Annotated in this window: 18 protein-coding genes; 7 read left to right on the forward strand and 11 right to left on the reverse strand. The window is 33.2% G+C overall.

Annotated features, from left to right (window positions below; all coding sequences use genetic code 11):
• Positions 1 to 239 precede the first annotated feature (239 nt).
• Positions 240 to 905 (reverse strand): uracil-DNA glycosylase, encoded by a 666-nt coding sequence (locus APR43_RS23970; RefSeq protein WP_053471419.1) that lies wholly within the window; start codon positions 903 to 905, stop codon positions 240 to 242.
• Positions 906 to 1,039: 134 nt separating this feature from the next.
• Here APR43_RS23970 and APR43_RS23975 point away from each other — a divergent pair, with 134 nt between their 5' ends.
• Positions 1,040 to 3,205 (forward strand): endonuclease MutS2, encoded by a 2,166-nt coding sequence (locus tag APR43_RS23975; protein WP_053471418.1) that lies wholly within the window; start codon positions 1,040 to 1,042, stop codon positions 3,203 to 3,205.
• Between the two features lie 314 nt (positions 3,206 to 3,519).
• Positions 3,520 to 3,933: a thiol-disulfide oxidoreductase DCC family protein gene (locus tag APR43_RS23980; RefSeq protein ID WP_053471417.1), complete on the forward strand. Its 414-nt coding sequence runs from the start codon at positions 3,520 to 3,522 to the stop codon at positions 3,931 to 3,933.
• A gap of 236 nt (positions 3,934 to 4,169) precedes the next feature.
• On the opposite strand, the gene ettA is transcribed toward APR43_RS23980, so the two are convergent.
• From ettA to holA, 3 genes are all read right to left on the reverse strand, one after another.
• Positions 4,170 to 5,861, reverse strand: a complete 1,692-nt coding sequence (gene ettA / locus APR43_RS23985) for an energy-dependent translational throttle protein EttA (protein WP_053471416.1) — start codon at positions 5,859 to 5,861, stop codon at positions 4,170 to 4,172.
• An 82-nt stretch (positions 5,862 to 5,943) separates the two neighbouring features.
• On the reverse strand, positions 5,944 to 6,126 hold the full coding sequence (locus tag APR43_RS23990) for a CAL67264 family membrane protein (protein ID WP_053471415.1): 183 nt from the start codon (positions 6,124 to 6,126) through the stop codon (positions 5,944 to 5,946).
• A 67-nt stretch (positions 6,127 to 6,193) separates the two neighbouring features.
• Positions 6,194 to 7,198, reverse strand: coding sequence for a DNA polymerase III subunit delta (gene holA, locus APR43_RS23995; RefSeq protein WP_053471414.1), 1,005 nt, complete (start codon positions 7,196 to 7,198; stop codon positions 6,194 to 6,196).
• Between the two features lie 101 nt (positions 7,199 to 7,299).
• Here holA and APR43_RS24000 point away from each other — a divergent pair, with 101 nt between their 5' ends.
• From APR43_RS24000 to APR43_RS24010, 3 genes are read left to right on the forward strand one after another with little or no spacing between them, the layout of a single operon-like run.
• The gene (locus APR43_RS24000; RefSeq protein WP_053471413.1) at positions 7,300 to 7,752 is read left to right on the forward strand and encodes a type I restriction enzyme HsdR N-terminal domain-containing protein; all 453 of its coding nucleotides are present in this window, start codon (positions 7,300 to 7,302) and stop codon (positions 7,750 to 7,752) included.
• 12 nt (positions 7,753 to 7,764) lie between these two features.
• Positions 7,765 to 8,784, forward strand: coding sequence for a glycosyltransferase family 2 protein (locus APR43_RS24005; RefSeq protein ID WP_053471412.1), 1,020 nt, complete (start codon positions 7,765 to 7,767; stop codon positions 8,782 to 8,784).
• A gap of 34 nt (positions 8,785 to 8,818) precedes the next feature.
• Positions 8,819 to 9,652 carry a flagellar motor protein MotB gene (locus tag APR43_RS24010; protein ID WP_053471411.1) on the forward strand — a complete coding sequence of 278 codons (834 nt, stop codon included), beginning with the start codon at positions 8,819 to 8,821 and terminating at the stop codon, positions 9,650 to 9,652.
• Positions 9,653 to 9,842: 190 nt separating this feature from the next.
• Here APR43_RS24010 and APR43_RS24015 read toward each other — a convergent pair whose 3' ends face one another.
• The 4 genes from APR43_RS24015 to APR43_RS24025 form a co-directional block, all read right to left on the reverse strand.
• Positions 9,843 to 10,463 carry an L-threonylcarbamoyladenylate synthase gene (locus APR43_RS24015; RefSeq protein WP_053471410.1) on the reverse strand — a complete coding sequence of 207 codons (621 nt, stop codon included), beginning with the start codon at positions 10,461 to 10,463 and terminating at the stop codon, positions 9,843 to 9,845.
• Positions 10,464 to 10,603: 140 nt separating this feature from the next.
• Complete coding sequence (locus tag APR43_RS24020; RefSeq protein WP_053471409.1) at positions 10,604 to 12,940, reverse strand: ATP-dependent helicase; 2,337 nt, start codon at positions 12,938 to 12,940, stop codon at positions 10,604 to 10,606.
• 223 nt (positions 12,941 to 13,163) lie between these two features.
• Positions 13,164 to 13,322: a hypothetical protein gene (locus APR43_RS24555; RefSeq protein ID WP_159439045.1), complete on the reverse strand. Its 159-nt coding sequence runs from the start codon at positions 13,320 to 13,322 to the stop codon at positions 13,164 to 13,166.
• 225 nt (positions 13,323 to 13,547) lie between these two features.
• Positions 13,548 to 14,315 carry a sulfite exporter TauE/SafE family protein gene (locus APR43_RS24025; RefSeq protein WP_053471408.1) on the reverse strand — a complete coding sequence of 256 codons (768 nt, stop codon included), beginning with the start codon at positions 14,313 to 14,315 and terminating at the stop codon, positions 13,548 to 13,550.
• Positions 14,316 to 14,430: 115 nt separating this feature from the next.
• Between APR43_RS24025 and APR43_RS24030 the strand changes: the two genes are divergently transcribed.
• Complete coding sequence (locus APR43_RS24030; RefSeq protein ID WP_053471407.1) at positions 14,431 to 14,952, forward strand: hypothetical protein; 522 nt, start codon at positions 14,431 to 14,433, stop codon at positions 14,950 to 14,952.
• Between the two features lie 87 nt (positions 14,953 to 15,039).
• Here the strand turns inward: APR43_RS24030 and APR43_RS24035 are convergent, their stop codons facing one another.
• The 3 genes from APR43_RS24035 to APR43_RS24045 form a co-directional block, all read right to left on the reverse strand.
• Positions 15,040 to 15,939, reverse strand: a complete 900-nt coding sequence (locus APR43_RS24035; protein WP_053471406.1) for a patatin family protein — start codon at positions 15,937 to 15,939, stop codon at positions 15,040 to 15,042.
• Positions 15,940 to 16,040: 101 nt separating this feature from the next.
• Positions 16,041 to 18,101 (reverse strand): M1 family metallopeptidase, encoded by a 2,061-nt coding sequence (locus APR43_RS24040; protein ID WP_053471405.1) that lies wholly within the window; start codon positions 18,099 to 18,101, stop codon positions 16,041 to 16,043.
• Between the two features lie 5 nt (positions 18,102 to 18,106).
• Positions 18,107 to 19,381 (reverse strand): transposase, encoded by a 1,275-nt coding sequence (locus APR43_RS24045; protein WP_053471404.1) that lies wholly within the window; start codon positions 19,379 to 19,381, stop codon positions 18,107 to 18,109.
• A gap of 88 nt (positions 19,382 to 19,469) precedes the next feature.
• Between APR43_RS24045 and APR43_RS24050 the strand changes: the two genes are divergently transcribed.
• A complete protein-coding gene (locus tag APR43_RS24050; protein ID WP_053471403.1) occupies positions 19,470 to 20,207 on the forward strand; it encodes a diphthine--ammonia ligase in 738 nt (245 codons plus the stop codon).
• Positions 20,208 to 20,213: the final 6 nt, after the last annotated feature.

Raw genomic sequence — 20,213 nt, forward strand, 5'->3', positions numbered from 1 at the left:
CATTGAAGGAAAAACAGTTAAAAATCAAGAGATTATTCTAAAAGTTACTAACTACGAAAACGAAGCTGTTTTAGAAGAAATTATTAAGAAAGCTGTCGAAAAATAGTCTATAAATTTATTAAGTTTCTTGTCATTTCGAGGAACGAGAAATCGCACACGAAACTCGACAAAGATTAGTGATAATCTTGACGGAATTACTAGTGCGATTTCTCGTTCCTCGAAATGAAAAATTAAGCTTTTTACCACTCTATTTCCTTAAGTCCTTTTGATTTTAGAAAAGTATTTGTCTGGCTGAAATGTTTATTTCCAAACCAAAAACCTCTATTAGCACTCAAAGGAGACGGATGTCCTGATTTTAAAATATGATGTTTAGAAGCGTCGATCAATGCTGCTTTCTTTTGAGCAAAACCGCCCCAAAGTAAAAACACAACATTTTCAGATTCAGCAGAAATTTGCTTAATAACAGCGTCAGTAAATTTTTCCCAGCCTTTTCCCTGATGACTTCCGGCTTCAGATTGTCTAACGGTTAGAGTAGCATTTAAAAGAAAAACACCCTGATCTGCCCAGCGCTCTAAATTTCCGGTTTTTGGAAGCGGCTTTCCTAAATCAGTTTCGATTTCTTTGAAAATATTATATAAAGATGGAGGAAACGGAATTCCGTCATTTACAGAAAAACACAAACCATTTGCCTGATTAGGTCCGTGATAAGGATCCTGACCAATGATAACCACTTTTACCTGATCGAAATGACAATGATCAAAAGCTGAAAAAATCTGGCTTCCTTTTGGATAACAAACCTTTGTTGAATATTCTGATTTTACAAAATCGATTAATTCATTGAAATAAGGTTTTTCAAATTCTTCATTCAAAAACGGTTTCCAGGAAGAATGCATTTTTACGTCCATAATTTTTTTTATGCGAATTTCAGAAATTTTTAAGTTAAATCATACTTTAACAAACAATAAAATAACACAATAACTTTACAGTATTCAATGATACTATTTTTGTATTTTTGCCTGTACTTTCTTAAAGAAATTAAATGATTAGTATTACCGAAAAAACATTACAAGATTTACAATTTCCAACAGTGCTCGAAACCATTTCGGCTGGCTGTAATACAGATATTGGAAAAGAAAAAGCTTTACAAATAACACCATTCAGAGATAAAGAAACCTTAATGCAGTCTTTAATGCAGACTTCAGAATATGTTTCGTCTTTTGAAAATAACAACGCAATTCCAAATCATGGATTTGACGCTATAACGCACGAAATTAAGTTTTTAGCAATCGAAGATAGTTTTCTTGAAGTAGGCAGTTTTAGAAAAATTGCCAATCTTTCTTCAACAACGAATTTTTTATTAAACTTCCTGAGAAAATTTGACGATTATTATCCAAATTTAAACGCAAGGGCTTCTCGTGTAGAATTAACAAAAGACATCATAACTCATATTGATGCAATTGTTGACAAATACGGAGAAATTAAAGACAATGCTTCTCCCGCACTTTTAAGTATTCGTCAGAATATGAACTTGGTTCGCGGAAAAGTAAACCAAAGTTTTGGTATAGCTTTAACGCAATACAATGGTTTAGGATATTTGGACGACATCAAAGAAAGTTTCGTTCAAAACCGACGTGTTTTGGCTGTACTTGCTATGTACAGACGTAAGGTAAAAGGCTCTATTTTAGGAAGTTCCAAAACCGGAAGCATTGCTTACATTGAACCTGAAGCTACTTTAAAATATTCAAGAGAATTAGCAAATCTTGAATACGAAGAGAAAGAAGAAATTACGAGAATTTTGAAGAATTTATCGAATATCATTCGTCCGTATTTACCTTTACTAATTGAATATCAAGACTTTTTGAGTGATATTGATGTCGTTGCCGGAAAAGCAAAATATGCCAACCGAATCAATGGAATTTTGCCAACAATTACTGAGGAAAGAAGATTGTTTTTTAGAGAAGCGTATCACCCAATTTTGTATTTGAACAACAAGCAAAAAAATGAAGTTACACATCCGCAGACAATTGAATTAAAACAAGAAAACAGAATTATTGTAATTTCTGGTCCAAATGCCGGAGGAAAAACAATTTCCTTAAAAACAGTTGGTTTGTTACAATTGATGCTGCAGTCTGGAATATTAATTCCGGTTCACGAACGAAGCGAAACTTTCTTGTTTGACAGGATTCTAACAGACATTGGAGACAATCAATCTATTGAAAATCATTTAAGTACATATAGTTATCGTTTAAAAAACATGAATTATTTCTTGAAGAAATGCAACAAGAAAACCATGTTTTTAATTGATGAATTTGGTACAGGTTCTGATCCTGAATTAGGTGGAGCTTTAGCTGAAATTTTCCTGGAAGAATTTTATCACCGTGAAGCCTTCGGAATTATTACAACGCATTATTCCAACTTAAAAATTCTGGCTAACGAATTACCTTTTGCAACAAATGCGAATATGATGTTTGACGAAAAGTCTTTAGAACCAATGTACAAATTGGCTTTAGGACAGGCAGGAAGTTCTTTTACGTTTGAAGTGGCGCAAAAAAATGGGATTCCGTTTGGATTGATTAATCGTGCCAAAAAGAAAATCGAAGTTGGAAAAGTTCGTTTTGACAAAACCATTGCAACACTTCAAAAGGAAAGATCGAAGCTCGAAAAAACTTCTTTAAATTTAAAAGAGGAAGAAACCCGTGCGCGTGAGGAAAGTAAAAAGATGGAAAACATCAATACAAGAATCCAGCAGAAATTAGAAAGCTATCAGGAATTATATGACAGTAACCAGAAGATCATATATATAGGACAAAAAATTGATGATATTGCTGAGAAATATTTCAACAACAAAAACAAAAAAGAACTTATTGGTGAATTTTTGAAAATTGTTGAAATCGAAAACTCAAAACGTAAAAAAGCAACTCCAAAAGAAGTTAAGGCAAAAGTTGAAAAACAAAAAGAAGTTATTGCCGAAGTTCAGGTAAAAGTTGAAGAAATTCGTAAAGAGAAAAAAGAGAAGAAACTCAAACCAGTTATAGAAAAACCAAAACCAATTTTAAAAGTTGGTGACCGAGTTAGAATGCTCGACGGAAGATCTGTTGGAAGTATTGACTCTATCGAAAAAAACAAAGCAACTGTCAATTACGGAATTTTTACTTCGAAAGTAAGTTTAGACGAATTAGAGTTTGTTGAAGCTGGGAAGAAATAAGTTTTTTTTTAATTTTCAGTCGTAGAGACAGTTTTTAGTTTGAAAAATGGGAGAAATTGAGACAAAATTAAAATAAAGCGATTTAAGAAACGATCTTAAAAAAGACAATTACGAAGATGGAAAAATTTCAAAAATTGCTTAAAAATAATTTATGAAAGTCATTTTTGATTTATAAAATTTATCGAATTTTTATATTTAATAAATTACAACAATAGTTATTTATTCTCATTTTTGTCATTATGAGGAATGACTAATAGCATAGAACTTTGTCAAAGTTTCAAACTTTGACAAAGTTTTCATCTTAAACCAACAAAATGCAAGACTTACCAAAGTACAAAAAAATAATCCTCTTCGATGGCGTTTGTAATCTTTGCAACGGCGCGGTTCAGTTTATTATCAAGCATGACAAAAAAGATATCTTTCGTTTTGTGGCTTTGCAGTCAGATTTGGGAAAAGAGATTTGCAATTATATTGGTGTTGATCAAACTAAAATTGACAGCATTATTTTGTATAATCCCGGTGTTGCTTATTATCATAAATCATCCGCAGTTATAGAAATTGCAAATGACTTGGGCGGATTTTACACTTTACTTTCTGTTTTTAAAATTTTACCTGAAAGACTTCGAAATTATATTTACGACTATATTGCTAAAAACCGCTATAAATGGTATGGCAAAAAAGAAAGCTGTATGATTCCTACTCCGGAATTGAAGGCTAAGTTTCTTTAAAAAAGAAAAATTCCAAATCTAAAATTCCAAATTCCAATTTCACAATATTGTCATTTCGAGGAACGAGAAATCTTCGCAAGTAACTCCGTAACGAGAACCAAATCTTTGTAGAGCTTCTCGCGAAGATTTCTCCTTCGTCGAAATGACAAACAAAACGGAAAAGACTAATAAAAATAAAAATCCCAAATTCACAACAATTGGAATTTGGGATTTTTTTATTGAAAATTTAGATTTTACTATCTAATCAATTTTCTGTATTTCAAACGTTTTGGAGTTAAGTCACCACCAAGACGTTTCTTTTTGTTTTCTTCATAATCAGAGAAACTTCCTTCGAAGAAATAAACTTCAGAGTCACCTTCAAAAGCTAAGATGTGAGTACAAATTCTATCTAAGAACCATCTGTCGTGAGAAATAATTACAGCACAACCTGCGAAATTCTCTAAACCTTCTTCAAGTGCACGAAGTGTGTTAACATCTAAGTCATTCGTAGGCTCATCTAGTAAAAGTACGTTTCCTTCTTCTTTCAATGTCATAGCTAAGTGTAAACGGTTACGTTCTCCACCAGACAGCATTGAAACTTTTTTGTTTTGCTCGCCGCCGCCAAAATTGAAACGAGATAAGTAAGCTCTTGAATTTACTTGCTTCCCTCCCATCATAATCAATTCCTGACCATCAGCAAAGTTTTCCCAAATCGATTTATTTGGATCGATATTAGAGTGCGACTGATCTACGTAAGCGATTTTTACAGTTTCTCCAACCGAAAATTCTCCACTGTCAGTAGCTTGCTCTCCCATAATCATTTTGAAAATAGTAGATTTACCAGCACCGTTTGGTCCAATAATTCCAACAATACCTGCTTGTGGTAAAGTAAAATTCAAATTATCATATAATAATTTTTCACCAAAAGCTTTGGCAACATTTTTAGCTTCAATAACATTCGTACCTAAACGTGGACCATTCGGAATATAGATTTCCAAGTTTTCGTCCAATTGTTTTTGGTCTTCATTTAATAATTTATCGTAATTCTGTAAACGTGCTTTTTGTTTTGTCTGACGTCCTTTTGCTCCTTGACGAACCCATTCTAACTCACGCTCTAAAGTTTTTCTACGTTTTGAAGCTACTTTTTCTTCCTGAGCCATACGGTTTGATTTTTGGTCTAACCAAGAAGAATAATTTCCTTTCCATGGAATTCCTTCTCCTCTATCTAACTCTAAAATCCAACCTGCCACATTATCAAGGAAATATCTATCGTGCGTTACAGCAATAACAGTTCCGGCATATTGTGCTAAGTGCTGCTCTAACCAAAGAACTGATTCAGCATCAAGGTGGTTGGTAGGCTCATCCAGTAACAATACATCAGGCTGTTGCAATAACAAACGACATAAAGCTACACGACGACGCTCACCTCCTGAAAGGTTTTTAATTGGTGTATCACCTTCCGGCGTACGCAAAGCGTCCATTGCAATTTCTAATTTGGTATCGATTTCCCAAGCACCAAGAGCGTCAATTTTGTCTTGTAAAGCGGCCTGACGATCCATCAATTTATCCATTTTATCGGGATCTGAGTAATTTTCCTCAAGACCGAATAAATCATTAATTTGGTTGTACTCTTCCAAAACTGCCATAGTTTCAGCAGCTCCTTCACGAACAATTTCGATAACAGTTTTAGAATCATCAAGAATTGGCTCCTGCTCTAAATAACCTACAGTATAACCTGGCTGAAAAACCACATCTCCCTGATAATTTTTATCAACTCCTGCAATGATTTTTAAAAGAGAAGATTTTCCAGAACCATTAAGACCCAAAATACCAATTTTTGCTCCGTAAAAGAAACTTAAATAAATGTTTTTAAGTACTGGTTTGTCTGCTCCCTGATAGGTTTTACTCAATTTTTGCATTGAGAAAATTACTTTCTTATCGTCTGACATTCTATTTATTTTTTATTTTAATTAATTATTTTTTTACTGTCCTTAAATTGCAATTGATTTTTGCAATTGATATTGAATCAAATTAAACTCTACCTTTTAAAGCGTTAAAAACCCAGGCATTAGCAAAAAAACCAACACCTGCCGCCGCAAATCCCCAGCCAGAAACATCGCTATATCTAAAAGCGCCAAGACCTATAAGCAACAATCCCATAAGTATCATTATAAAAGTAGCCCATCCTAAAACGGTATTTTTATTCATTCCCATAATTGTGTAATTATTATTTTTAAGTAGTAAAATTTTTAGAAAGGCAAATATCGTGAATTTTCACGGCTTAATTAAATATTTTATACAGCATTTCTTTTAACAAATCTGATTGTGGTAAAGCGTTGGCTCCTACACCTTTACTTTTTACATCAATATCTCGTAATGCTCCAACAATCTGACTGACTTTTCGCATGGGATAATTTTTTACCGCCAAATCGTATTCTTTTAAAAAATATGGATTTACTCCAATTGCTGCTGCAACGTTCTTTGGATTTTTATCTTTAAGTCCATGGTACTTTAAAAGCTGTACAAAAAATCCGAAAACTAAACCAGTTGTCATTACCAGCGGATATTCCTTTGGATTATGAGCAAAATTTTCAGCAATCTTATAAGCTTTTAACTGATTGCGTTCACCAATTGCTTTTCGAAGTTCGAATACATTATAGTCTTTACTAAAACCAATATTTTCCTCAATATGCTGTGGTGTAATCATTGTTCCTTGCGGTAAAATGATCTGCAGTTTTTCTAATTCGTTATTTATTTTACTTAAATCAGTTCCCAAAAACTCAACAAGCATAGCATTTGCTTTGGGGTCGATTGTATATTTTTTTCCAGCCAGAACACGCTTGATCCAATCTCCAACCTGGTTTTCGTATAGTTTTTTACTTTCGTAAACGATTCCTTTTTGCGCTAAAAGTTTGGTAACTTTTTTACGTTTATCAAGCGTTTTATATTTATAACAAAAAACCAAAACTGTAGATGGCATGGGATTATCAACATAAGACTCGATTTTATCAATTGTTCTAGATAAATCCTGCGCTTCTTTCACAATAACAACCTGACGATCAGCCATCATAGGATAACGTTTCGCTGTTGAAACAATATCTTCAATGGAAACATCTCTTCCGTATAAAACCGTTTGGTTAAATCCTTTTTCTTCTTCAGCCAGTACATTTTGCTCAATGTATTCAGACAATTTATCTATATAATAAGGTTCTTCGCCCATTAAAAAATAAATAGGTTTTATATCTCCTGCCTTGATATCATTGACAATTTTTACAACTTCGTCCATTAAATTTAGTTTTCAGTATTCAGTATCAGTTTTCAGTTTAATTCGAAATAAAATAATTAACTAATTTTCAAATTGACTAATTTTCAAATTATATTTGCTTTATGTTAAAACTAAATTTCCCTACATATACTTTCCGATTCAAAAATAGCGAAAATAAAGTGTCTATTTTTGATGAAATCAGGAAAAAATTTATCATTCTTACTCCAGAAGAATGGGTTCGTCAGCACGTTGTTCATTATTTAATTAATGAAAAAAAATACCCAAAATCGCTGATCAATGTAGAGAAAGTTTTAACGGTCAACGGATTACGAAAAAGATATGATGTTGTGGTTTTTAATTCAGATGGTTCTATACATATATTAGTAGAGTGCAAAGCGCCTGAAGTAAAAATTTCACAAGCAACTTTTGATCAAATTGCCCGTTATAACATGACCATGAAGGCACGGTTTTTGAATGTCACGAATGGGTTAAGTCATTTTTATTGTCAGATGGATTTTGAAAATGAAAAATATCAGTTTTTGCAGAACTTACCAGATTACCATATTAATAAATAAAATAAAACACTTTTGGATAAAATAGCAGTTGTCATTTTAAATTGGAACGGAGTTAAATTGTTAGAACAATTTTTACCTTCAGTTTTACAATATTCAGAAGAAGCTACTATTTATGTGGCTGATAATGCATCAACAGATACATCTGTAAATTTTGTTAGAGAAAATTATCCTTCAATAAAGATTATACAAAACAGTGGTAATTACGGTTTTGCAAAAGGCTACAACGAAGCTCTTCAAAGTGTAGATGCTCAGATTTATGCTTTAGTTAATTCTGATATTGAAGTTACCGAAAATTGGCTGAAACCTATTATTGAAACTTTCGATAAAGAAAAAGAAACCGCTATTATTCAGCCAAAAATCCTGGATTTTAAAAACAAAGAATATTTTGAATATGCCGGAGCAGCGGGCGGATTTATTGATAAATATGGTTTTCCATTTTGCCGAGGCCGAATCTTTGATACTGTCGAAAAAGACAACGGTCAATATAATGACAGCTGTAAACTTTTTTGGGCATCGGGCGCTTGTTTCTTTATTAGAAAAGAAGTCTATCATGCTTTAGGAGGCTTTGATGAAGCTTTTTTTGCGCATCAGGAAGAAATTGATTTATGCTGGCGTGCTGCAAATGAAGGACATATTATAAAATACAATTCAGGATCAGTTGTTTATCATGTTGGAGGAGCAACTTTACAACAGGGAAATCCTAAAAAAACGTATTTAAACTTTAGGAATTCATTGTTAATGCTTGTCAAAAATCTTCCTAAAAAAGGATTGTTCTTTGTGATTTTCTTTCGAATGGTTTTAGATGGAATTGCGGGTATCCGTTTTCTTACACAAGGAAAGTTTGGGCATACTTTTGCAATTTTAAAGGCGCATTTTTCATTTTATTGCCTATCTTTAAAATATCTAAACAAACGAAAAGATTTTCAAATACAGCAATACTATACCGTAAAAAGTATCGTTTTCCTTTATTATATAAAGAAATTAGAGGTTTTTAAAGAAATCTTTAACAGTAATCAAAATATTAAAAACTAAATTTGTAATCAACGTTTAATTAAATATAATACCTATGAGAAAAATAGTTATCGCACTATCAGTATTAATGGCCTTAACTTCGTGTGTATCTAAAAAGCAATATGCTGCATTAGAGGCTAAGCAAAAAGAGACACAAGATTTATTAAACTCTTGCACAGTTAAATTAAATTCTTGTCTGGAAGAAAAAGCAGGATTAGCAGCAACAGCTGAAAGCTATAAACAACACAATCAAGATTTAATCAACAGCTCTAAAGATTTAACAGTTTTAACTACTAAAGGTGCAGAAAACTTAGAAAAATCGCTAGAAAGCTTAAAAGAGAAAGATTTAAAAATATCTAGACTTCAAGATGCACTTACTAAAAAAGACAGTGTAACATTAGCATTAGTTACAAGTTTAAAAGGTGCAGTTGGAATCAACGATCCGGATATCGAAATCAATGTTGAAAAAGGAGTTGTATTTATCTCTATTGCTGATAAATTATTATTCAAAAGCGGAAGCTATGAAGTAAGTGATAAAGCAAAATCAGTTTTAGCTAAAGTTGCAAAAGTGGTAAATGACAAACCTGATTTTGAGTGTATGGTTGAAGGTCACACAGATGACGTTCCTTACAAAAGCAATGGAGTTTTGCTAGACAACTGGGATTTAAGTGTTAAACGTTCTACCTCTATCGTTCGTGTCTTGACAAATGACTTAAATGTTAACCCTGCAAAATTAATTGCTGCTGGTAGAAGTTCATACGTTCCATTAGTTGCAAACGATTCTCCAGAGAACAAAGCTCGTAACAGAAGAACTCGTATCGTTGTTATGCCTAAAATTGATCAATTCTACGATATGATCGAGAAAGAAATGAAAAAACAGGCAAAATAATTTTTAAAGTAACATATACTTTATATACAGAAAAGGCTGGTCAATTGACCAGCCTTTTTTTGTACCCTTAATTTTTTTTAACAACCAATTAAAATAAATTAAGACAACATTGCTTTTATTAACTAACTAAATTTTAACTATACTAAAGTTAGGTATAATTTTTTAAGTTTTATGCAATTTAAGTTTTTTTTTACAAAATATCAATATCACCTTTTCCTTCCCTTACAATAACTGGCTCATGTTCTGATAAATCTATAATGGTTGACGGAATATTATCTCCATAACCACCGTCAATTACCATATCAACCAGATTCTGCCATTTTTCAAAAATTAATTCAGGATCAGTAGTATATTCAATTACATCATCTTCATCACGAATCGAAGTCGAAACAATTGGATTCCCTAACTGGCGAACAATTTCTAAAACTATATTATTATCAGGAACACGAATACCAACAGTAGTTTTCTTTTTAAACTCTTTTGGCAGATTATTATTTCCCGGTAAAATAAAGGTATAAGGCCCAGGCAATGCTCTTTTTAATATTTTAAAAGTCGAAGTATCAATTTGTCGCACATAATCTGATAAATTACTCAAATCGTGGCAAATGAAAGAGAAATTTGCTTTCTCTAATTTTACTCCTTTTATTTTGGCAATTTTTTCTAAAGCCCTCGAATTGGTAATATCACAGCCTAAACCGTAAACAGTATCTGTTGGATAAATTACCAAACCACCATTTTGAAGCACTTTTACAACCTTTGCAATTGCAGCTTCACTAGGTTTATCTGGATATATTTTTATGAATTCTGCCATTTTTGTTTTTTGTTTAAAGTTTTGTTTGTTTCAGGTTTCATGTTTGTCAGGCTGAGCGAAGTCGAAGCCCACGTCCTATCGGAGCGCCCCTCGACTTCGCTCAGGGTGACAAATGTTTTCAAAACTTAAAACAAATATTGTTATCCTACAACATCTAATTTAGCAAATCTTAACAGAAGTTTTTTAATTCCTCCTACTTCAAATTTAATTTCGGCTTTTTTATCAGCTCCAACTCCTTCTAAATTAATCACTTCTCCTTTTCCGAAACGTTCGTGCATTACGACATTTCCAATTGTTAGTTTACTGTCAAACAAATTAGTATTAGAACTCTCCGGCGCATTTCCAGATACAGGTTTTAATTTACGAATGTTTAAATCCGGTTTCGGGTTATTATCTGTAATATGTTTTGGCGGCGTTCCTCCTACTGGTTTTGCTAATCGTAATTTTGATTTATCAATATCTCCAAAAATATCACCATCGATTGGTGATTTGTAACGATAATTACTTTCTGACGGAGTTAGATATTCTAGAAACTGTCCGTCAATTTCTTCAATAAAACGTGATGGTTCACTATCTGTCAATTTACCCCAACGATAACGAGATTGAGCATAAGTCAAATATGCCTGATGTTCTGCACGCGTTAGCGCTACATAAAACAAACGACGCTCTTCTTCTAATTCACTTCTCGTACTCATACTCATCGCACTCGGAAACAAATCTTCTTCCATACCAACCACAAAAACATGAGGAAATTCCAATCCTTTTGCTAAGTGAATCGTCATCAGCGCCACACGATCTTCATCATTGGTATCTTTATCCAAATCTGTTGCCAAAGCCACATCTTCCATAAATTCAGAAAGTGCACCTCTAGCTCCGTCAATTTCTCTTTGTCCTTCTGTAAAGTCCTTAATACCGTTTAAAAGTTCTTCGATATTTTGGATTTTTGCCATTCCTTCCGGAGTTGCATCTTTCTTCAATTCCTGAACCAATCCGGTTTTCTTTGCAACGTGATCTGTAATATAAAAAGCATCCTGATTTTGATCAATAACCTGAAAACTCTGAATCATCGTCACAAAATCTTTCAATTTGTTTTTTGTTCCGGCATTCAGTTTCAAGTCAATTTTATCAATATTTACCATTACTTCCCAAATCGAACGTTTGTAGTGATTTGCAGCAATAGTTAATTTTTCTACGGTTGTATCTCCAATTCCACGCGCCGGATAATTGATTACACGAATCAAAGCTTCTTCATCTTTCGGATTCAGAACCAAACGCAAATAACATAAAACATCTTTAATTTCCTTACGTTGGTAGAAAGATAATCCACCATAAATTCTATACGGAATATCACGTTTTCTCAACGCGTCCTCCATTGCACGCGACTGAGCATTAGTACGATACAAAATTGCAAAAGCTCCATTATGCAATTGATTCTGCATTTTCTGTTCAAAAATCGTACTGGCTACAAAACGACCTTCTTCCGCATCTGTCAAACTTCGGTGGACTTTAATTCTTGGACCAAAATCATTTGCAGTCCAAACTACTTTATCCAGTTTAGTTTTGTTGTGCTCCATAACCGTATTTGCGGCTTCAACAATATTTCGGGTTGAACGGTAATTCTGCTCTAAACGATACATTACAACACCTTCATAATCCTTTTGGAAATTCAGGATATTATTGATATTCGCTCCACGGAAGGCATAAATACTCTGTGCATCATCTCCAACCACACAAATATTCTGAAATCTATCAGATAAAGCTCTAACAATCAAATATTGAGAGTGATTTGTATCCTGGTACTCATCAACCAAAATATAACGAAAACGATCCTGATATTTTGCTAAAACCTCTGGAAAACGAGTCAGTAACTCATTTGTCTTCAGAAGCAAATCATCAAAATCCATTGCTCCAGCCTTAAAACAACGTTCTACATACTGCTGATAAATTTCTCCCAATCTCGGTCTTTTTGCCATTGCATCAGCTTCGACTAATTCCGGATTATTGAAATATGCTTTTACTGTAATTAAGCTGTTTTTATAACTAGATATACGTCCTAAAATCTGTTTTGGTTTATAAATATCACGATCGAGCTGCATTTCTTTAATAATTGAAGAAATAAGTCTGGCCGAATCCTGAGAATCGTAAATTGTAAAATTGGATGGATAACCTAAATGATCTGATTCTGAACGAAGAATACGGGCAAATATCGAGTGAAAAGTTCCCATCCAAAGGTTTTTTGCCTCAGATGCTCCCACAATATCCGAAATCCTGTGCTTCATTTCACGGGCTGCTTTATTGGTAAAAGTCAGCGACAAAATGTTGAATGCATCAACACCCTGAGCCATCAAATAAGCAATTCTAATTGTTAAAACACGGGTTTTCCCCGAACCTGCACCAGCAATAATAATCATTGGCCCGTCTTTTTGTAAAACAGGCGCTCTCTGTGCTTCGTTGAGCTGGTCAATATATTTCTGCATGTAATTTTTCTCCTTTATGCAAAAATAAGAATTATAGTTTTAATAAGCTACTAAGATATTGAGGTTCTAAGTTGCTAAGTTTTTTATTTTTGGAAGCCAAAGTATAGGCATTTTATTAAACATGGTTTCCCGCTTTCGGCTATATCTCTTCGTTTCACTACGAGGATACCGCCTCTATGGGGCTAGGTTTAAACAATTGGTTTTCTTTAAATATTTTGAAAAACTAGATATTATAAATCATTCGTAATTTTTCTTTAAAATCTGAATAGGAAATAAGTCTACCAGCTTTTATATCATCCTCACTTTTTTGAAGTTCTTGAATAATCGTGTTATCTGGAAAATCTTTAAAAGAATCTTCCAAATTTTCTATAATTTCATCCATTATTATATCTTTTTAGTTTTAATTATTTCCCAAATTCAATTATTATGCTACATATTATTATGCTGCATAAATTTAAATAGCCGTTGGTTTTAACCAACGGTTTTTTGAAATTAGAAAACAAGGCTTTAGCCAAACTTTATTTATTTTGGCTAAAGCCTTGTTCGTGTTATAAACTTAACCGTTGGTTAAAACCAACGGCTATTAAACATTAGCATCTTAGCAGCTTTATTTATAAAATACATCGTAAGCAAATCGAATCAAAGTTCCCACAACAACAATCAAAAAGAAAATTCTAATAAAACCATTTCCTTTATTGATTGCGAGTTTTGCACCAAGCCAGCCGCCAAGTCCGTTGCTGACCGCCATCGGGATTGCAATTGTCCAGATGATTTTTCCTTTTATCATAAACAAACAGATCGAACCAAAATTCGTTGCCAGATTTACCATTTTAGCATTCGCGGAAGCGTGCAAAAAATCAAAGCCTAAAAGAGCAATAAATGCCACAACAAAAAAACTTCCTGTTCCGGGACCAATAAATCCGTCGTAAAAGCCAACGATTACACTAATGACAACCGCATAAATTATTTGTGTTGATGCCGAATGATCTTTGGCAACATGCTGTCCGAAGTTTTTCTTTGCATAAGTATATATAAACAACAATGACAAAACAACAAGTAAAAGCGGTTTCATAAAATCATTGCTTACCAGAGTCAAAATAGTAGATCCTAAAAATGCTGAAGGAACCGCTAAACACATCATAATCAAAAGCAATTTCCATTGAATAACTACTTTTTTCAGGTATTGAAAAGCAGCAAAAGCTGTTCCGCTAAAAGCAGGAATTTTTAAAGTTCCTATAACTGTTGAAACAGGTAGATTTGGCAATAAAATTAATCCCATTGGAGTTTGGATTAATCCGCCGCCACCCACAATTGCATCAATAAATCCTGCCGCAAAAGCTGCCAGGCAAAGAAAAAGTATTATGTATGAATCCATTAAAAGTGTATTAAAAAACAAGTAGCAAAAGTAAGTTTTACAATTTGTTTATTCGTGTAAATTTAAAGTGGATTTCTCGTCAAAAAGTATATTTTTGCTAAAAAAATTTACCCAAATGGATTTTACAAGAATTATAGAATTAGCAAGTTATACTTTACCTGCAATTGTTACCGGATTTGTAGCCTACAGTTTTTTTGAACTGCATATTAAAAACAATGATAAAAAGCGTGCTTTTTTGTTGAACAGACAAGCGCATAAAGAATCACTTCCGATACGTCTACAAGCTTACGAACGTATGACATTATTTTTAGAGCGCATCAATTTGACCAAATTATTAATCAGAATCACTCCTATTTCTCACGATAAACATGATTATGAAAATTTTGTAATCGACCAAATCGAACAAGAATTTGAGCACAATTTAACGCAGCAAATTTATATGTCTGATGAATGTTGGACAATAATTACAACTGCAAAAAACTCAACTATCCAAATGATTCGTAAAGCTGCCATGAGCGACCGTGTTGACAGCGCTGATAAACTTCGTGAAGTTATTTTAAATGAACTTTTAGAAAAACAATCTCCAAGCAATGCTGCTTTAGGTTACATTAAAAACGAGGTTGCTGAACTTTGGTAAGATAATAATTTTAGATTTTAGATTGCAGAGTTCAGATTTATGAAACTTTCAATCTAAAATCTAAAATCAGCAATCTAAAATCTAAAATCATCTGTTATCACTCATAACCTCAGACTTATTCTGAGCATATTCATAACCTTGTTTCCACCATTCTTTCATTATTTCCTTATTGAAAATTAGCGCATTATCTGTTAATTTTGTGGGAGTGTAGTATAAATTAAGTTTTACATCTTTAGTATTTGCCATAAGTTTTCCTATAGCAATATCATGTTTTTCAACTTGATCTAAGGCAATTCGGAACAAATCAATCATTAATGAAAATGGATTTTTACCAATAACCATTTTGCTTGTATTAACTTCTGTTTCCAAAATAATAACATCGATTTCTGTCGCGCCTCGGTTAATAGCTTCACGAATTGGAACCAAACTTGAGAATCCGCCATCGCCATATTCGTAATTGTTTTTTGAAACCAAACTCATAAACGGAACATAATTACTGGAGATCCAAGACCAATCGCAAAACTCTTCATAACTGCAATCTTTTACTGATTTGTATTCTGATTCATTTTTAGTGAAATTGGTGACCGTAATAATTACGTCATTATTCATCTTTTTAAGATTATTGAAATCAGAAAGAGAAAAATTATTTCGAATATATTTCTTTAAACCTTTGCTTTCGCCAAAAGTTCTCTTTCCCTTAAAAAACTGACGAAGTACATTAAAGTGATTAATCGTCACGATATCCACTCCTTCTTTTACTTTTACTACAAAGGGGCAGATATTAAAAATACTGGACATTGTAACATTGGTATAAACGGAATGTATTTTTTTGATATGACCGAGAGCTAAATGCGGAATAAGCAAACTTCCTGTAGATGTTCCTATAAATAAATCGTATTCATGATGTTTTTCTTCAATTAAATACTGTGCAACTCCTCCGGCGAAGGCTCCTTTACTTCCACCACCAGAAATAACTAATGCTCTCATAAAATATATAGTAGGTTTTGTTTTTGGTTAGAAAATAGAAGAAAGAAAATAGAATATAGACTCACCTAAAAATCTATTTTCTTTCTTCTATTCTCTATTTTCTATTCTTTTAATAAACGATTCAATTGAAACTGTTCATCGGGGTTCAAATTAGGTAAAATTCTATTAAATGAAGCACGCATTTCTGAATTTTTTAATAAAATCCTAATCGAATCTCTTCCAAATTTTGAAAACTGCCACATATGGTGCGTTGTGGCGTTAACTAAATTGGTTAAAACTTCATCGTTAATAAACTTAAACGCAATCAATTTTTCTAGCGCATTCTGGCGTGTTGTTGCTTCATATTTTGTTGTAGAAAAAGAAACTAATTCATTTATCAATTCTTCAGGATTACTGCTGTAATCCTGAGTCGATAACGCGAGCGAAAGCCACAATGTACGGAGATTATAATCGTTAAAACCAATCCAGTTTTTAGATTTATCAAGATATTCTTTTCTATGACTCGGAAAGTTATTCCATAAATAAAACAAGGCCACTTCCTGTGTCTGATACGATTTATCATCGAGAAGTGTTTCATATTCTGTTCTAAAATCTTCCGGGATTTTTGATAAAGTTTCTGCTAAAGTCTGACGAAGCGGCACATTATTTTGATGCAAAGCTTTTAGTAATAACTCTTTTTTATCTTCATATTTTTCAGTCTGCAATTGTGAAATAATTGCTTCTTTTACTGAATGATGAATATCTGAATCCATAGTTTTGGTAAAGAATTCAATCTTTTCTTTTAAAGGTGTTTTCTTTAATTTATCAACTTCTAAGCGTACTTTAATTGCATTGTTTTTACTTAATAAAGCATTGGCTGTCGGCGTATCAAAAGCTGTAGATTCCAGCCAGGTTTTTTGAAACTGAACCAAATCAAAATCCGAAACTTTTTTAATTTCGTCGAAGAAATTCTCTGTGTTTACATTCTTGAATGCATATTTATTCAAATAACTTTTTATGGCTTTTTTAAAGGCTTTGTCTCCAATAGATTCGTGCAAAACGAAAAGTGCCCATGCCCCTTTTTCATAAAAAGTGAGCGAACTTGCTTTTCCATTCAAAACCGGAATAGTGTCGGTTCTTGATGCAAATTTTATCTGTTGTGCCGTATCATATAATTTGGCGTAAAAATAATCATCTCCAAAAATATTTCTTTCAGCCAATAATGCATAATACGTTGCAAAACCTTCCTGAAGCCAATGATGCGTGCTGCTTTCGGCAGTAATTAAATCTCCAAACCAATGATGTGCCAATTCATGAGCATCAACATTAGTATAATTACGATCTATAAAACCTATATCATCCACTACATAACGTGTTGTAAATAGTGTAGTTGTTGTATTCTCCATTCCGCCGTATAAAAAATCGCGGACTGGAATCTGCCTGAAAACTTTCCATGGATATTTTACGCCAATTTCTTTTTCAAGGAAATCAAAAATTCGCTTCGAATAGCGATATGTAGGTTCAAAACGCGATGCGTCTTTGTTTTCGATATAATATTCTAACGGAATTTTAGATTTAGATATAAATTGTTTTTTGTCATATTTTCCAATAGAAAGCATTAATAAATAAGAGCTCATTGGGTTTTCCATTTGGTATTGCCAATGCACCAAATTATCTTTCTCTGTTTTACTTTTTAAGACTCCGTTTGAAACAACCTGATATTCTTTTTTATAAGTAATTCCGAGATTGAAAATTACTTTTTCATTCACATCATCAAAACTCGGAAACCAGTTACTGGTGTATCTTCCCTGCCCCTGCGTCCAGATTTGAATATCATCATTTTCTATATCTACAAAATATAAGGCTTGTTTTGGTTTTACGTTGTAACTGAAAGTCAGATGATTATTTCCTTTCTGGAAGTTGTTGATGATTTGCAATTCTTTATTTGTATTAATAAATTTTACATCTTTTCCATCAATTTGAACATTGGTAAACTGCATGTTTTTGGCATCGATTTTTATGGTATCAATCGGCTGTAAAACGTCAAAATTATAATCTACTTGTCCGTAAATTATTTTTTGAGAATCAACGATATTCAATTGCCCCGAAACCGATTTAAAATCAACGTATTTGGTTTGCTGTGCAAAAATGAAAGTGGTTATAAAAAAGAAAATGTATTTCATTGCAATTATGAATTTATAGAATCCGTCTCCCAAGATATTGGATTATTTTTAATATAATCATAAATTGTTTCAAATGTTTTGTAATTTCTAACAATATGATCGTGATAGTTTTGCTGCCAAATTGTTTCAAAACCATTGATTTGTTTTGTTGTAACCGATTTAAAAATAGCAACAAATGATGAAATGGAATTTGGTTTACGAGAGAATGTCGACAAAGATTGGTTCTGTAGAGGCGCACAGCAGTGCGTCTCCGCAAAGTGTGTCGACAAAGATTGGGTTTCATTCGTTGTGGATGTGCAGGACGTAGACGCACTGCTGTGCGTCTCTACAATATGCGATGTGTTAATCTGCGACGTTTTAATTTGTGACGTTTCAATCTGCGTGTTTAAATTCGATAATTCTGACAACGATTCGTTTGATGATTTCGACAAAGATTGGTTCTGTAGAGACGCACAGCAGTGCGTCTCCGCAGAGGGTGTCGACAAAGATTGCGTTTCATTCGTTGTGGATGTGCCGGACGTAGACGCACTACTGTGCGTCTCTACAATATGCGATGTGTTAATCTGCGACATTTTAATTTGTGACGTTTCAATCTGCGTGTTTGAATTCGATAATTCTGACAACGATTCGTTTGATGATTTCGACAAAGATTGGTTCTGTAGAGACGCACAGCAGTGCGTCTCCGCAAAGGGTGTCGACAAAGATTGCGTTTCATTCGTTGCGGATGTGCCGGACGTAGACGCACTGCTGTGCGTCTCTACAATACGCGACGTGTTAATACGCGACGTTGCAATCTGCGTATTTATATTTGATTCATTTAATGATTTCGACAAAGATTGGTTCTGTAGAGGCGCACAGCAGTGCGTCTCCGCAAAGTGTGTCGACAAAGATTGCGTATCATTCGTTGTGGATGTGCCGGGCGTAGACGCACTGCTGTGCGTTTCTACAATACGCGACGTTGAAATCTGCGACGTTTCAATATGTGTCGTTCCAATCCGTTTTTCCATATTTTCCTGAATTTCAATCAACAAATGAATATGATTTGGCATCACAATCCAATTATGAAAAAACCAATTTTTACGAATCTTTATCGATTTCAAAAGCTCATTCTCAATAATCTTTCCATTTTCATTTAAAATCATTTTTCCATCTTCAACAGATCCAAAAATGCATTCTCTGTCTTTTGTAACCATTGTAATGAAATAAACTGCTTCACTAGAATAATCCCAATTTTTCAATCGGTTGGAATCAATTTTTAATTTGTCCTTATATAATGTCATAAATTGGCGTGTAAAAACCCAAAGTTACAAAGGTTTCAACAACAAATCGAATGAAATTTGTAAGTTTACCACACAAAAATAACCAAACGTGTCGACACCAAAAAAAACCTTATTTAACTGGAGCAGCGGAAAAGATTCTGCATTAACATTATACAAGATTCTTCAAAATTCGGAATTTAAAATCGAATGTTTATTAACGAGCGTGAACCAGCAATATCAGCGAATTTCAATGCATGGCGTTCGTGTTGAATTATTGCAGGCTCAGGCAGAAAGCATCGGAATTCCATTAAAAATCATGCAGGTTCCGGAAATGCCGACAATGGAAGTTTACGAAACCGTAATGACAGAAACCTTGACAGAATTAAAAAATCAAGGAATTATGTATTCTGTTTTTGGAGATATTTTTCTGGAAGATTTACGAAAATATCGTGAAGAGCAATTGGCGAGAATAGGCTTTGAAGGTGTTTTCCCTATTTGGAAAATTCCATCTCTCGATTTAATTCAGGAATTTATTTCGCTTGGATTTAAAACGATTGTGGTTTGCGTAAATGAAAGATATTTAGATAAAAGTTTTGTCGGCCGAATTATTGATCAGGATTTTATAAATGATTTACCTGAAAACGTTGATGTATGTGGTGAAAATGGAGAATTTCATACTTTTACTTTTGATGGGCCAATTTTTTCTAAACCAATTGATTTTGAAATTGGAGAAATTGTTTATCGAAAATATGAAAAACCAAAAACCCAGGATTCATCCAGTAAAGCCTGCGACACAAATGCAGCAGATGCTTTTGATTTTGGATTTTGGTATTGTGATCTTATTTAATTGTTT

The sequence above is a fragment of the Flavobacterium sp. NLM genome (assembly GCF_002210235.1).
GTDB classification, from domain to species: Bacteria; Bacteroidota; Bacteroidia; order Flavobacteriales; family Flavobacteriaceae; genus Flavobacterium; species Flavobacterium panici.

Bases quoted from the DNA above. Each gene is read 5' to 3' on its own strand.
- APR43_RS23970 (WP_053471419.1), bottom strand. From the start codon at position 905: ATGGACGTAAAAATGCATTCTTCCTGGAAACCGTTTTTGAATGAAGAA.
- APR43_RS23975 (WP_053471418.1), top strand. From the start codon at position 1,040: ATGATTAGTATTACCGAAAAAACATTACAAGATTTACAATTTCCAACA.
- APR43_RS23980 (WP_053471417.1), top strand. From the start codon at position 3,520: ATGCAAGACTTACCAAAGTACAAAAAAATAATCCTCTTCGATGGCGTT.
- ettA (WP_053471416.1), bottom strand. From the start codon at position 5,861: ATGTCAGACGATAAGAAAGTAATTTTCTCAATGCAAAAATTGAGTAAA.
- APR43_RS23990 (WP_053471415.1), bottom strand. From the start codon at position 6,126: ATGGGAATGAATAAAAATACCGTTTTAGGATGGGCTACTTTTATAATG.
- holA (WP_053471414.1), bottom strand. From the start codon at position 7,198: ATGGACGAAGTTGTAAAAATTGTCAATGATATCAAGGCAGGAGATATA.
- APR43_RS24000 (WP_053471413.1), top strand. From the start codon at position 7,300: ATGTTAAAACTAAATTTCCCTACATATACTTTCCGATTCAAAAATAGC.
- APR43_RS24010 (WP_053471411.1), top strand. From the start codon at position 8,819: ATGAGAAAAATAGTTATCGCACTATCAGTATTAATGGCCTTAACTTCG.
- APR43_RS24015 (WP_053471410.1), bottom strand. From the start codon at position 10,463: ATGGCAGAATTCATAAAAATATATCCAGATAAACCTAGTGAAGCTGCA.
- APR43_RS24020 (WP_053471409.1), bottom strand. From the start codon at position 12,940: ATGCAGAAATATATTGACCAGCTCAACGAAGCACAGAGAGCGCCTGTT.
- APR43_RS24555 (WP_159439045.1), bottom strand. From the start codon at position 13,322: ATGGATGAAATTATAGAAAATTTGGAAGATTCTTTTAAAGATTTTCCA.
- APR43_RS24025 (WP_053471408.1), bottom strand. From the start codon at position 14,315: ATGGATTCATACATAATACTTTTTCTTTGCCTGGCAGCTTTTGCGGCA.
- APR43_RS24030 (WP_053471407.1), top strand. From the start codon at position 14,431: ATGGATTTTACAAGAATTATAGAATTAGCAAGTTATACTTTACCTGCA.
- APR43_RS24035 (WP_053471406.1), bottom strand. From the start codon at position 15,939: ATGAGAGCATTAGTTATTTCTGGTGGTGGAAGTAAAGGAGCCTTCGCC.
- APR43_RS24040 (WP_053471405.1), bottom strand. From the start codon at position 18,101: ATGAAATACATTTTCTTTTTTATAACCACTTTCATTTTTGCACAGCAA.
- APR43_RS24045 (WP_053471404.1), bottom strand. From the start codon at position 19,381: ATGACATTATATAAGGACAAATTAAAAATTGATTCCAACCGATTGAAA.